At 55.0% G+C, this 12,703-nt stretch carries 12 protein-coding genes; 10 read left to right on the top strand and 2 right to left on the bottom strand.

Features of this window, described 5'->3' with window-relative positions; translation table 11 throughout:
• Positions 1-62 precede the first annotated feature (62 nt).
• The 10 genes from B5E62_RS02675 (at position 63) to B5E62_RS02720 (ending at position 10,759) form a co-directional block, all read left to right on the top strand.
• Positions 63-1,988 (top strand): oxidoreductase, encoded by a 1,926-nt coding sequence (locus B5E62_RS02675; protein WP_076777250.1) that lies wholly within the window; start codon positions 63-65, stop codon positions 1,986-1,988.
• A 50-nt stretch (positions 1,989-2,038) separates the two neighbouring features.
• The gene (locus tag B5E62_RS02680; RefSeq protein ID WP_087173263.1) at positions 2,039-2,914 is read left to right on the top strand and encodes a shikimate dehydrogenase; all 876 of its coding nucleotides are present in this window, start codon (positions 2,039-2,041) and stop codon (positions 2,912-2,914) included.
• Between the two features lie 31 nt (positions 2,915-2,945).
• Positions 2,946-4,223 (top strand): MFS transporter, encoded by a 1,278-nt coding sequence (locus B5E62_RS02685; RefSeq protein WP_076777251.1) that lies wholly within the window; start codon positions 2,946-2,948, stop codon positions 4,221-4,223.
• A gap of 167 nt (positions 4,224-4,390) precedes the next feature.
• A complete protein-coding gene (locus tag B5E62_RS02690) occupies positions 4,391-4,891 on the top strand; it encodes a TRAP transporter small permease (protein ID WP_076777252.1) in 501 nt (166 codons plus the stop codon).
• Entirely contained in the window at positions 4,892-6,184 is a 1,293-nt protein-coding gene (locus B5E62_RS02695) for a TRAP transporter large permease (protein WP_076777253.1), read from the top strand.
• An 18-nt stretch (positions 6,185-6,202) separates the two neighbouring features.
• A complete protein-coding gene (locus B5E62_RS02700) occupies positions 6,203-7,228 on the top strand; it encodes a TRAP transporter substrate-binding protein (protein ID WP_087173200.1) in 1,026 nt (341 codons plus the stop codon).
• 123 nt (positions 7,229-7,351) lie between these two features.
• On the top strand, positions 7,352-8,026 hold the full coding sequence (locus tag B5E62_RS02705) for a response regulator transcription factor (protein WP_087173264.1): 675 nt from the start codon (positions 7,352-7,354) through the stop codon (positions 8,024-8,026).
• Positions 8,023-9,375 (top strand): sensor histidine kinase, encoded by a 1,353-nt coding sequence (locus B5E62_RS02710; protein ID WP_330397980.1) that lies wholly within the window; start codon positions 8,023-8,025, stop codon positions 9,373-9,375. Before B5E62_RS02705 ends, B5E62_RS02710 begins: the two co-directional genes overlap by 4 nt.
• Positions 9,376-9,475: 100 nt before the next feature.
• Positions 9,476-9,886, top strand: coding sequence for an anti-sigma-I factor RsgI family protein (locus B5E62_RS02715; RefSeq protein WP_087173202.1), 411 nt, complete (start codon positions 9,476-9,478; stop codon positions 9,884-9,886).
• Between the two features lie 255 nt (positions 9,887-10,141).
• Complete coding sequence (locus tag B5E62_RS02720) at positions 10,142-10,759, top strand: PepSY domain-containing protein (protein WP_087173203.1); 618 nt, start codon at positions 10,142-10,144, stop codon at positions 10,757-10,759.
• Between the two features lie 158 nt (positions 10,760-10,917).
• Here the strand turns inward: B5E62_RS02720 and aroD are convergent, their stop codons facing one another.
• The gene (gene aroD / locus B5E62_RS02725) at positions 10,918-11,685 is read right to left on the bottom strand and encodes a type I 3-dehydroquinate dehydratase (protein ID WP_087173204.1); all 768 of its coding nucleotides are present in this window, start codon (positions 11,683-11,685) and stop codon (positions 10,918-10,920) included.
• Positions 11,686-11,698: 13 nt separating this feature from the next.
• Positions 11,699-12,598: a shikimate dehydrogenase gene (locus B5E62_RS02730; protein ID WP_087173205.1), complete on the bottom strand. Its 900-nt coding sequence runs from the start codon at positions 12,596-12,598 to the stop codon at positions 11,699-11,701.
• Positions 12,599-12,703: the final 105 nt, after the last annotated feature.

Here is a 12,703-nt window from a genome sequence, read left to right on the forward strand (position 1 = left end):
ATAAAAACCTGTCAGAATAACCGTAAGTGAAAATATGAATAGTTGAGAGTGAGGAAAAAATTATGAAATTTAGGACAATGTTCTCCCCGATCCAGGTTGGACCTATGACAGTAAAAAACCGCTTTGTTGTTCCGCCCATGGGCAATAACTTTGCCAACACGGACGGAACATGGAGCGACCAGTCTGTTGCCTACTACGCAGAGAGGGCAAAAGGACAGTTCGGACTGATCACTATTGAGGCGACAGTGGTACACAACAACGCAAAAGGCGGACCGAGAAAGCCTTGTCTCTATGATGACAACAGCATTGAGAGCCTGAAGAAGATCACAGATGCCTGTCACGCTGAGGGGGCAAAGGTCTCCATCCAGCTGCAGAACGCAGGCCCGGAGGGAAATGCGGTGAACGCAGGCGCACCGATCGTGGCAGCTTCTGCCATCCCTTCTGTATATGGAAAGGACACACCGGTGGAGGTGCCGACAGAGACAGTATATGAGCTGGTAAAAGGCTACGGCGATGCCGCTGAGCGCGCCATGAAGGGCGGAGCCGACGCGGTGGAGATCCATATGGCTCACGGCTACCTTGTGAATTCTTTCATTTCCCCGAGAACCAACAAGCGTACCGATGAATTCGGCGGAAACTTTGAGAACAGGATGCGCTTCCCGCGCCTGATCGTGGAGGAAGTAAAGAGAAGAGTGGGCGGCAAAGTTGCCATCCTGGCCCGCATCAACAGCTCCGACGAAGTGGAAGGCGGGGATGACGTACATGACAGCGCAGCCATCGCAGCATACCTGGAAGACTGCGGCGTGGAGGGACTTCATGTATCCCGTGCCGTGCATATCAAAGACGAGTATATGTGGGCTCCAACAGCTGTACATGCAGGATTTTCCGCTGACCTTGTGACAGAGATCAAAAAGGCTGTGTCCATCCCGGTCATCACAGTGGGACGCTACACAGAGCCCTATTTCGCAGAGCTGATGGTAAGAGAAGGACGTGCGGACCTGGTGGCTTTCGGACGCCAGTCACTGGCAGATCCCCGCATGCCTGAGAAGGCCATGAACGATAAGCTGGAGGATATGTTCCCCTGTATCGCATGTCTCCAGGGATGTGTGGCAAACATGTACAAAGGCGAGCCGATCTGCTGTCTTGTAAACCCCTTCCTGGGCCATGAGGCAGAGGGCCTGAAAAAGGCTGAGAAATCCAAGAAAGTCATGGTCATCGGCGGCGGTGTGGCCGGCATGTGCGCAGCTTTTATCGCAGCGGAGAGAGGACATGATGTGTCTCTGTACGAGAGCACAGACAGACTGGGCGGAAATATGCGTCTGGCTGCTTACCCGCCCGGAAAAGGTGACATCACAAACATGATCCGCAGCTACATCGTAAGATGTGAGAAGGCCGGCGTGAAGATCCACAAAAACACAACCGTTGATCTGGACTTTGTGAAAGCAGAGAAACCGGATGCAGTGATCGTGTCAACTGGTTCCCGCACACTGATCCTTCCTATCGAGGGCATCGACAACCCGGCTATCATCCACGGCTCCGACCTGCTGGACGGCAAGAGAGCTGCCGGCAAGAAAGTCCTTGTCGTAGGCGGCGGTATGGTGGGCTGCGAGACAGCTGCCTTCTTAGGAGAGCAGGAGCATGATGTGACAGTCATCGAGTTCCGCGACACAGTGGGCGCTGACGTGATCCACGAGCACAGAGTATTCCTTATGGAAGACTTTAAGAATTATGATATCAAACAGATCACAAACGCAAAGGTATGCAAGTTCTATGAGGACGGCGTGGCATATGAGTCCCCGGACGGAACCATGCATGAAGTGAGAGGATTTGACTCTGTTGTCCTTTCCATGGGATTCAGAAACTACAATCCTTTTGCCGAGCAGCTGGAAGAGCTTGGACAGGAAGTCTATGTGATCGGTGACGCCACAAGGGCAAGAAGAGCTCTGGACGCCACAAAAGAAGCCTACGCAGCCGCGATCCAGATCTAAGCGGAGCAGGGCAGAGGCACAGTGCAAGAATGATTGAGGAGGAAAAGATCATGGAAAAAAGAATTTCTGGACATACAGGACTGATGGCATTATTTGGAAGCCCGGTGGGACATTCTGGTTCCCCGGCCATGTACAACTTCAGCTTCCAGCACGACGGACTGGACTACGCGTACCTGGCGTTCGACGTGACTGTGGAGCAGATGCCGAAAGTATTTGAGGCCATCCGCCTTTTCAAAATGCGGGGCGGAAACTTCACCATGCCCTGCAAGAACATTGCTGCAGAGCTGGTGGACAAGCTGTCACCGGCGGCAGAGATCATCGGTGCCTGCAACACCTTTGTCAATGATGAAGGTGTTATCACAGGACACATCACAGACGGTATCGGCTTTGTGAACAACCTGGCTCTCAACGGTTTTGACGTGAAGGGCAAAAAGGCAGTGATCCTGGGAGCAGGCGGCGCTGCCACAGCCATCCAGGTGCAGTTTGCCCTGGACGGAGCAAAAGAGGTGCACATCTTTAATATCAAAGACGAGTTCTATGCAAGAGCAGAGGGAACAAAAGAGAAGCTGGCGCAGAAATGCCCGGACTGCCTTGTCACAGTAGACGACCTGGACGACAAGGAGAAGCTGGCAGAGGCTGTAAAAGACTGCGACATCGTGATCAATGCCACCATCATGGGCATGAAGCCCTACGATGACGTGACGCTCATCGACAAGTCCCTTTTCCGCAAGGACCTTGTAGTAGCTGACACAGTCTACAATCCGGAGAAGACAAAGATGATCCTGGAGGCTGAAGAGGCAGGATGCAAGGCCATCGGCGGCGTGGGCATGCTCCAGCAGCAGGGCGTTGTCAACTACGAGCTCTTTGTAGGAAAGAAAATGCCTCTGGACGAGTACAACAAGTTCCAGGCAGAGCAGGCAAAATAATATAGTTTGAACGAGAAAAGGAGTAAGAGAAGTGAAGGCGAAAAAGTATATCTTATCACTGGCAATGGTATACATGGCGTACTTTACCCATGGTATCCAGGCGATCATCCTGTCACAGAACCAGGTAAACTTCTACACCCAGTGGGGGTACACGGACGCAGTGGAAGGTGCGGCGGCCGTGTCCCTGGCGATCACAGCGACAGGTTTCGGTAAAATGCTGACTGTATGGCTGGGCGGAGAATTCTCAGACCGCATCGGCCGTAAAAAGATGGCAGTTGCGGGCGGCGTGCTCTATATCATCTGCTTTGCGGGACTTCTGTTCACGGCAAGCTTCCCCATCGCATGTGTATGTGCATTCCTCTCAGGAGCAGCTACGTCCGGTTTCTGGGATGCATCCCTGTATCCGGCAGCTCAGGAGTCTGTAAAACCGAGATACGCAGGAAGTGCTCTGATCGGTATCAAATTCTTCGTGTCTCTGTCCGGCATCATTTATCCGCTGTTGGCTGTGCAGTTCTCAGCAGCAGGAAACTGGCACATCAACATCTGGATCCCGCTTGTTATGTCCATTGTTGCGGTTGTGCTGGCAGTGATCGCACCCTTTGCCTATGACGATCAGATGAAAGAGACCGTACAGACAGCAGACGGCAAGACAGAGAATGCGGCACAGGCTGAGATCGAGGCCGCAAGGGCAAGAATGCTTGTAAAACCAAGCGGACTGGTAAACTTCTTTACCATGTTCTACGGATTTGTATGTATGTTCATCATGTACGGCGCGCAGCAGTACACAAAGGCCTTCGGTATGAGCAACTGCGGTCTGACTGAGGCGCAGGCGGCGGGCATGACGTCCATCTACACAGTGGGCTCTGTCATCGCTGTTGTGTTCTGGGCGGTCATGATGGGTAAACTGCAGTGGAATCCGCTGAAGGTAGTCCTGATCGACTCCATCTTTACGGCAGTGGCCCTCGCCATTGTCCTCCTTGTGAGCAACGTGGCCGTGATCTATGTGGCCATCGCCCTGCTTGGCTTCTTCGCAGCAGGCGGAGCACTCCAGACAGGTCTTGGGATCCGTCAGGAGATGTGCCCCGGCCCGAAGGGAAGAAACACTGGTATCTACTATACATGGATGGGACTTGCAAGCTGCTTCCTGCCCTACATTGTATCAGCCATGACCACCTCTATCGGAGAGGCTGCAGCTGTATACACTATGATGGGACTTCTCCTTGCAGCAGCAGTCATTGCCATCCTGATGATGCTCTACCTTGTATCTCAGTATAAGAAGATCTTTGGTAAGAGCGCTCTGACGAAATAGTACATACTGTGCATAAACAGTACAGTAAGACTGAGTGAAAAGTGACCCGCTGGAATGGACACAATAACCATAGAATGTATCCTGACTAGCGGGCCATTTTATATACAAATCATAGATAAAAAGAATAGATAATGCTGTGAAAAGCTATAAAATAGGGAGGTTTCAACATGAAAGTACTCAGATGGCTGGACCAGTATCTGGAGGAAGCCCTTCTCCTCATCATGCTGTGCGCCATGACGCTGGTCATGGGCGTGCAGGTGGCGGCAAGGTATGTGCTGGGCTCATCGCTTTCCTGGTCTGAGGAGATCACAAGATTTCTCTTCATCGTTTCCGGATTTATCAGTGCCAGCTTCTGCATCAAAAAAGGCGCGTCGGTGAAGATCGACCAGCTGGTGGGCATGCTGCCGGGAAAGGGCGTGCATATTTTCCGGCTCATCAGCTACTCTGTACAGCTTGTATTTTTTGCGTACCTGATCCCCTTTGCCTGGAAATATGTCGCGGCGGGCATGGAGAGCGGGCAGCGCAGCCCTGCCTGCGGTATCCCCATGTACATCATCCAGTCTTTTACCGTGATCAGTTTCGTCCTCTGCGTGATCCGGCTCATCCAGAAATGGCTGTACCGGCTGCAGATCATCCTTGGAGTAAGAGATGGAAAGGAGGAGGAGTAAATGTCATCAGCAGTTGTTATGATCTTATTTTTTGTCTGCCTGCTCATAGCCATACCGATTTCGGTGTCTCTGGGCATCGTTTCTGTGCTGCCGGGAGTTTTTGACTCTTCCTTTACAGCCAGCGCCAGCTACGTGATCCGGTCTATGTTCGGCGGACTGGACAGTTTTCCGCTCCTTGCGGTCCCCATGTTCATCCTGTCGGGCATTATCATGGCGCGGGGAGGCATTTCCAAGAGGCTCTTTGACCTGTTTGCTTATTTTATAGGAAAGAGGACCGCGGGACTGCCCTGCGCGGCAGTGGTGACCTGCCTCTTTTACGGAGCCATCTCCGGGTCCGGCATTGCCACGGTGGCAGCCGTGGGGAGTATGACCATCCCCCTTCTTGTCCATCTGGGCTATGACAAAAAGTTCTGCACAGCTCTTGTGGCTGTGGCGGGGAGCCTGGGAGTCATCATTCCGCCAAGCATTCCCTTTATCATGTACGGTATGGCCTCGGGCGTGTCTGTCAGCGATATCTTTATTGCGGGCATCATCCCCGGCATCCTGATCGGTGTCCTTCTCATGGTCTATGCGGTGTACTACTGCAGGAAGAACGGGGAGGACAAGGAGAAGATCAACGAGGAGATCGGGAAACTCCGGGAAAAAGGCCTGTGGAGAGTGTTCAGGAGCAGCTTTTTTGCAGTCCTCTCGCCGGTGATCATCCTGGGATGCATCTACTCCGGCGTGGCGTCCCCCACGGAGGCGGCGGTCATCTCCGTGTTCTACTCCCTGATCATCAGCCTGTTTGTGTACAGGTCACTGCAGTGGAGAGAGCTGTACGCAGTCTTTTCCGAGGCGGTGAAGACCTATGCGCCCATCCTCTTCATCCTGGCAGCGTCCATCGCTTTTTCCAGGGTGCTGACCCTGATGCAGGTGCCTCAGACCATCAGCACGTGGATACTGGACAGCTTTGCGGGAAATAAAGTGCTGATCCTGATCGTGGTCAATATCTTCCTGCTGTTTGTGGGAATGGTCATGGACACCACACCGGCTATCCTGATACTGACTCCCATCCTCCTGCCCATCATGAACGGTGTGGGAGTGGACTCCATCCATTTCGGAGTCATGATGGTGGTGAACCTTGCCATCGGCTTTGTGACCCCGCCTATCGGCGTCAACCTGTTTGTGGCAAGCTCCCTCACAGATATTCCGGTGGTGCAGATCGCGAAGCGGGCCCTTCCCATGATCGGCTATTTCCTGATCGCACTGATCCTGATCACATTTATACCCCAGATCAGCCTTGCGCTGCTCTAGAAAAGGAGGATAAAGAAGATGAAGAAGATATGGAGTGCAGTGACGGTTGTCCTCCTTACGGCTGTCAGCGCGGGCGTCATAGTCTACGGCTCTTCTGTGTCTGACAGAAAAATAGATACGTCCGGGAAGCAGACCTACGCCTGGCCCCTGGCCACCTGCAGCACAGAGGACACCATCACCCATGTATTTGCGCAGACCTTTGCGGAGGAAGTGGAGCGCCTGAGCGGAGGAGAGATGGAGATCCAGGTGTACCCCCAGAGCACGCTGGGAGGGGACAGAGAGCTGATGGAGAGCTGCAAGGACGGGGATATCCCCTTTGTGGTCCAGTCCCCGGCGCCTCAGGTGAGCTTTATGCCGGAGCTGTGCGTCTTTGACACGCCCTGCGTGTTCGACGACATAGAGGAAGCCAGGGCGGCCATCGATGATCCGGAATTTTTTTCTGTCATACAGGGGATCTACGAGGACGCCGGCTACCAGATCCTGGGCATGGCGGACCAGTGCTTCCGCGTCATGACCAGCAGCGAGCCCTTCACAGGCATGGAGAGCTTTAAAGGACAGAAGATACGGACCATGGAGAACACCTATCACATCCAGTTCTGGAACGCGGTGGGCGCCAGCCCCACGCCCATGACTTTCAGCGAGGTCTACATCGGCCTGCAGCAGGGGACGATAGACGCCCAGGAAAACGCCTACGAACTCATTGTCAGCGCCAAGCTCTATGAGCAGCAGGAAGTGCTGGTACAGACCAACGCGGTCCCCGACTATATCACCCTCATTGTCAGCGACGACTTTTTCCGGGACCTGGACAAGGAACAGCAGCAGATCGTCCGGGAGGCAGCTGCTATCGCCCAGGAGAAGGCCCGGGAGTCCGCGGACGAGAGAAGAGAGCAGCGGGAAGAAGAGCTGGCGGCAGAGGGCATGGAGATCGTGGAGATCGACCAGCAGACCTGGGAGGAAATGCAGGAGGCATGCCAGCCGGTGTATGAGAATATAAGAAAACAGGCGGGAGATGAGCTTGTGGACCTCTACATGGGAGTGGAGTAAAACGTCCGCTGAGAGAGCCGTCCGGCTGACACATTTAGTGAGGATCTGTCTGCTTGACGGATCCTCTTTTGTCATGTAAGGTTAAGAGAAGAGAGAAATATGACAGCGGATGGAGGGAAGGACATGCGCATTTTGATAGCGGAGGATGAGAAAAATTTAAACAAGATACTGGTTTCCAGGCTGACAGCGGAGCACTACAGCGTGGACGCCTGCTTTGACGGGCAGGAGGCCCTGGACTACCTGGCGGGGGCGGAGTATGACGCGGTGGTGCTGGACATTATGATGCCGTTCATGGACGGGCTGACCGTGCTCCGGAAGATCCGGGCCAGGGACAAGTCCCTGCCGGTGCTCCTATTGACTGCCAGGGACAGCATTGAGGACCGGGTGGCAGGGCTGGACGCGGGTGCCAACGACTACCTCGTAAAGCCCTTTGCGGTGGAGGAACTGCTGGCCCGGATACGGGTCATGCTGCGAAAACCGGATCAGAGCGGAGAGGGGAACTGTCTGACGGTGGGGGACCTGACCCTGTGCACGGACACCCACAAGGTGACCCGGGCGGGGAAAGAGATCAGCCTGTCCGGGAAGGAGTACACGTTGCTGCGTTATATGATGCAGAACCAGGGCATCGTCCTCTCCCGGGACAAGCTGGAGCAGCACATATGGAACTACGATTTCGCAGGAGGGTCCAACGTCATCGACGTATATATCCGGTATCTGCGCAGGAAGATCGACGAGGGACATGAGAAGAAACTGATACACACAGTCCGGGGAGCCGGCTATGTACTGAGGGCGGAATGATGAAGAGATGGTCGATCAAACTGAAGCTGACGTGCCTGTACGGGGGATTTATGATCCTCCTCATTGTGGCGGCCCTGGCTATCCTGTTTTCTCTCAGCACCCAGGAGGTCCTCTCCTCCGTACAGTCAGATTTAAAAGAGCAGGTGCAGGGCAGTGTGGAGGAGCTGGAGGCAGGAGAGGGGGAGCTGGAGGTGGACTCAGACTTTTACACTATGGAGAACGGGGTCTATCTGTCGGTGTACGGTGTGGACGGCACGTTCCTGTACGGGCGGATCCCCACCGGCTTTGGCAGCCAGACGGATTTTGAGCATGACACCCTGCGCACGGTCCGGGAGGGACAGGAAACCTTCTATGTATTTGATATGAGCCAGGATATAGAGGGGTACGGCCCTGTCTATATCCGGGGCATCACCTCGGTCACAAGAGCGGAGAACAGCTTTACCGTGACGCTGCGGTTTGCCCTCATCCTCCTGCCCGGCCTGGCGGTGGTGCTGGTCCTCCTGTCCTATTTCTTTGTCAGGAGGGCCCTCCTGCCCGTGCGGCGTATCACGGATACTGTGAAGGAGATACGGGAGGAGGCGGACCTGTCCAGGAGAGTGGACCTGCCCGGCGGAAGGGACGAGATCTACCATCTGGCGGACACCTTTGACCATCTGCTCTCAGAGCTGGAGGAGGCGTTTGCCAGGGAGAGGCAGTTCACCTCCGACGTGTCCCACGAGCTGCGGACCCCGGCTGCAGTGATCCTGCTCCAGAGCGAGGAGCTGCTGTCAGACCCTTCCCTGTCTGAGCCGCAGAGAGAACAGCTGGAGGCCATCCGGAAAAAGGCCGGGGACATGTCTGCCATGATCTCCCAGCTCCTTCTTCTGTCCCGGGCGGACCAGGGGCGCCAGGTGCTCCAGAAGGAGCCTCTGGATATCAGCGAGCTGACCCTGATGACGGCGGAAGAACAGCAGCTGCTGGCAGATGAGAAGCACATCTCCATTGTGACGGACATTGAGCCGGGGATCGTGATGGAGGCGGACGAGAGCTTTTTCATCCGGCTTCTCGTGAACCTTATCTCCAACTCCATCTCCTACGGGCGGGAGGGGGGCACCACAAAGGTGTCCCTGCACCGGGAGGAGAAGGCGGCGGTCCTCTCCGTGGCAGATGACGGGCAGGGCATGGAGGAGAAGGACCTTCCCCGCATCTGGGACCGGTTCTACCGCGCGGACGCCTCCCGCAGCGATGCCGGCCACTCCGGGCTTGGCCTCTCCATTGTAAAATGGATCGCCGGGGAGCACGGCGGTGAGGTGGCCGTGGAGAGCGAGAAGGGGAAAGGCAGCGTCTTTACCTGCAGATTTCCCCTGTAAATAAAAAAAATCCGGATTTTTGAATGGAACGGGAGCGCTGGTTCGTATTCTTAGTGAAACAGTAAAAACAATTTCATTTAAAAAGATGGAGGGATCAGATATGAAGAGGATCACAGCGGCGATAACAGCAGCGGCGGCAGTGGCGGCAGCAGCCTGCCTCGTCCTCATCGCTCTCGCCTCGGGGGGCAGCTATGTCTTTTTCACCCCAACGGCCTACATCAGCATTGACATCAATCCATCCCTGGAGCTTGGCATCAACCGGTTTGACAGGATCGTGTCCGTGGAGGGATATAACGCGGAGGCGGAGGAGCTGCTGGATGAGCTGGACATCCGCTTCCTGCCCTACCAGGAGGGACTCCAGGAGCTGCTGGAGTCCTGCGGCGTGGACGCTGAGGGCATCCAGTCCGGGACAGAGGAGGAAGACGCAGGGGACGATACAGAGGAAGATGGAGGCAGCAGATACCGCCATCACGGGGAAAAGGAAGAGGAGAGCGGACACCGGCACGAGTGAGAGAAGGACTGTATTTAAATTTCCTGAACTGCAGGCCAGAGGGAGTATCCGGTATCAAAATGCTCTGCAAGATATTTTAAATGGGGTGTCAGCGTTTTCAAGTCCGGAATACAGGTTCAGGAAAAAATCACAAATTCTTCTTGTTTTAATGTTCTTTTAATCTTTTCTGGTTATAGTAAGTACAACAAAGGAAAACAGCTATAAAAAATCAAGAAAGGGACCGGTTCAGGCAGGGCCGGGAAAGGGAATGAAAAGATGAGAAGATATAAGAGATTGACAACAGCGCTTCTGGCCGCGGCAGTGGCGGCAGGTATTGTGACAGGCTGCGGAGCTTCCGGTCAGGATATCGGACAGGACGAGGCCAAGAGGATCGCCTTTGAGGATGCGGGCGTGAGCGAGTCCGACACATCCAGACTGAAGGTGGAAAAGGACAGGGACGACGGTGTGCTCCAGTATGACGTGCAGTTCAGCGTGGACGAAAAGGAGTACAACTATGACATCAACGGTGCCAACGGTGAGATACTGAGTGCGGATGTGGAGACAAAAGGGACAGCCGGCCAGAGCGCCGCAGCCTCCGGCCAGGATGACACAGCCGCCGGCGCAGGCGCAGGAAATACGGACAATACCGGGAACACGGGAAATACCGGAAGCACGGCGGGAGCGGCTGATGTGGCGGTCAGTGAGGCGGACGCCAGGGCCGCAGCCCTGGAGAGAGTGCCGGGAGCCACTGAGGCGGATATCCGCATGGAGCTGGACTTTGATGACGGATACTATATCTACGAGGGAGATATCATCTACGACCAGAAAGAGTACGAATTTGAGATTGACGCCCAGACAGGCAGCTTCCTGAAGTGGAGCGAGGAGAGACATTAGGTCTCACGGGAAATTCAAACACCACAGATACAAAAAGACAGGGCAGGCGCCGGACAAAAGAGAGAAAGTCCGGCGCCTGCCCTTGCAATGATTGTTTCTACAGCTGCCCAGAAGGGCGACAGCAGTCGTCTCATAGCCCTGATGAGCCTGTGTCCATCTTACTCGCCCAGCGCGTTGTGGACCGAGGTCAGGACCTGACGCAGCTCCCCGGCGCCGATCTGCCCCGGGGCGGAGGCCATGGAGCCTGAGCCGAAGGTGAGGCAGGAGCCGAAGACCTCGCAGGAGAGACGGCTGATGCTGCCAAGGCCTGCCATGGACATGGTGATGATGGGGCGGTCCGCATAGTCGGAGGCCATCTCCTCCGTGGCGGACAGGAGAGTCAGTACATCCCTTTTGCTCCTGGGCATGACGGCGATCTTGGGGATGTCCGCTCCCATATCCTGCATCTTGCGCAGCCGGTAGAGGATGTCAGACTTTGCCGGTGTCTTGTCAAAGTCGTGGTTGGAGGCAACCACCTTTGTGCCGGATGCGTGGATGGCGCTGATGAGGTCAGAGACAACCCCGTCTCCCGTGAAGATCTCCACGTCGATCAGGTCCGCCAGCCCCGTGGCGGCCACAGCCTTGTTGAGGGATACGTAGGCGGTGGTGTCCATCTCATGGACGCCGCCCTCCTTTTTTGTGCGGAAGGTGAAGAGGAGAGGAGTGTCCCCCAGCTTCTCTCTGACGCCGGACAGCACGTCCAGTACGGCCTGGGTGTCCTCCACACCCTCAAACCAGTCCACCCGCCACTCCATCAGGTCCATGGACATGGACCTGTACTGCTCTGTGAGGGAGAGGATCTCCTCCTTCGTCTTTCCTACATTGGGGATGCACACAGCCGGGATACCGCTCCCCAGCTCCAGATTTCTCACTTTTACTGTATTCATGGCTCCCTCCCTCCTAGTCTTCGTCATCGTCTGTGTAGACGTAGGAGATGCCGAGCTTCTCCTTCATGTACTCGCTGTCCACTCTCTGTCCCAGCATCAGCTCAATAGCCGCGATGGCCTGGAAGAGCATCATGCCCTGGCCGTTCATGGTCTTGCAGCCGGCTTTTCTGGCCATCTTCAGCATGGCTGTCTCGTGGGGAGAGTACACAACGTCTGTCACGATCAGGTCCGGGCGGAAGAAGGAGGCGTCCGGAATGTAGGTGATGCCCTCCAGAGGCTTCATGCCCACGCCGGTGGCGTTGGTGAACAGATAGCTGTCAGCCATCTCTGCTTTTAAGCGGTCCAGGTCCTCCAGAGGATAGAAGACAGCCTTGCAGTTTGTGTTCTCGTTGATCTTTTTTACTGTCTCAAGAGCATTGTCCTTGAACCTGTCATCCCTGGCGAAGATGGACATCTCGGCCACGCCGTCCAGGGCGGACTGGATCTGTACAGCTGTGGCAGCTCCGCCGGAGCCTGCGATGGTGACCTTCTTTCCTGTGGGGTCAATGCCGTTGTCCTTCAGGGACTGCACATAGCCGATGCCGTCTGTGTTGTGGCCGATCAGGTAGCCGTCCTTGTTCACGATAGTGTTGACTGCCCCGCAGAGCTGGGCCGCGGGGGACACCTCGTCCAGATATTTGTGTACAATGGTCTTGTTCGGCATGGAGATATTGGAACCACGCATTTTCAGGGCTCTCAGGCCTTTGATGGCGTCCTCCAGGTCGTCTGCGTCCACCTCAAAAGCAAGGTTGACAATATCCAGGCCCAGCTTTTCGTAGGCGGCATTGTGGGTGGCAGGTGACTGGGAATGGCGGATGGGGTATGCCATAAGTCCGATCAGCTCTGTGTGCCCGGTAATCTGGTGTCTTTCCATAATTCATCTCTCCTTTGATAAAAGCTTTTGTCTGTTTTTATTTTAACAAAACGGACATGGCCAAACCAATACTTAATATGCATGAAAATCATAGACGAAATCTAT

Origin of the sequence: Lachnoclostridium sp. An118, assembly GCF_002160985.1 — a bacterium.
Taxonomy (GTDB): domain Bacteria; phylum Bacillota; class Clostridia; order Lachnospirales; family Lachnospiraceae; genus Claveliimonas; species Claveliimonas stercoravium.

Excerpts from the sequence above, each read along its gene's own strand:
- B5E62_RS02710 (WP_330397980.1), top strand. The coding sequence starts at position 8,023 with ATGATGAAGAGATGGTCGATCAAACTGAAGCTGACGTGCCTGTACGGG.
- B5E62_RS02700 (WP_087173200.1), top strand. The coding sequence starts at position 6,203 with ATGAAGAAGATATGGAGTGCAGTGACGGTTGTCCTCCTTACGGCTGTC.
- B5E62_RS02680 (WP_087173263.1), top strand. The coding sequence starts at position 2,039 with ATGGAAAAAAGAATTTCTGGACATACAGGACTGATGGCATTATTTGGA.
- B5E62_RS02675 (WP_076777250.1), top strand. The coding sequence starts at position 63 with ATGAAATTTAGGACAATGTTCTCCCCGATCCAGGTTGGACCTATGACA.
- B5E62_RS02690 (WP_076777252.1), top strand. The coding sequence starts at position 4,391 with ATGAAAGTACTCAGATGGCTGGACCAGTATCTGGAGGAAGCCCTTCTC.
- B5E62_RS02730 (WP_087173205.1), bottom strand. The coding sequence starts at position 12,598 with ATGGAAAGACACCAGATTACCGGGCACACAGAGCTGATCGGACTTATG.
- aroD (WP_087173204.1), bottom strand. The coding sequence starts at position 11,685 with ATGAATACAGTAAAAGTGAGAAATCTGGAGCTGGGGAGCGGTATCCCG.
- B5E62_RS02715 (WP_087173202.1), top strand. The coding sequence starts at position 9,476 with ATGAAGAGGATCACAGCGGCGATAACAGCAGCGGCGGCAGTGGCGGCA.
- B5E62_RS02720 (WP_087173203.1), top strand. The coding sequence starts at position 10,142 with ATGAGAAGATATAAGAGATTGACAACAGCGCTTCTGGCCGCGGCAGTG.
- B5E62_RS02705 (WP_087173264.1), top strand. The coding sequence starts at position 7,352 with ATGCGCATTTTGATAGCGGAGGATGAGAAAAATTTAAACAAGATACTG.
- B5E62_RS02695 (WP_076777253.1), top strand. The coding sequence starts at position 4,892 with ATGTCATCAGCAGTTGTTATGATCTTATTTTTTGTCTGCCTGCTCATA.